The organism is Sabulibacter ruber (assembly GCF_017355955.1).
Classification (GTDB): Bacteria; Bacteroidota; Bacteroidia; order Cytophagales; family Hymenobacteraceae; genus Nibribacter; species Nibribacter ruber_A.
Genome location: NZ_JAFFID010000197.1, coordinates 1 through 247 on the forward strand (window position 1 = coordinate 1; position 247 = coordinate 247).

General features: G+C 62.8%; 1 pseudogene. It reads right to left on the reverse strand.

From position 1 onward, the window contains the following. Nucleotides 1-247: pseudogene (locus JT719_RS25025) on the reverse strand (transcription termination factor Rho); the annotation flags it as partial.

A 247-nucleotide genomic window follows, 5' to 3' on the forward strand; every position in this document is an offset into this window, starting at 1 on the left:
TCGACCGCGTCGGTCACGCCCATCGGCATCAGGATGCGGCGCAGGATCCACATCTTCGACATGGTGCCCTTGTCGACCAGCATCTCTTCCTTGCGGGTGCCCGACTTGGAGATGTCGATGGCCGGGAAGGTGCGCTTGTCGGAGAGCTTGCGGTCGAGGATGATCTCGGAGTTGCCGGTGCCCTTGAACTCCTCGAAGATCACCTCGTCCATGCGGCTGCCGGTGTCGATCAGCGCGGTCGCGATGA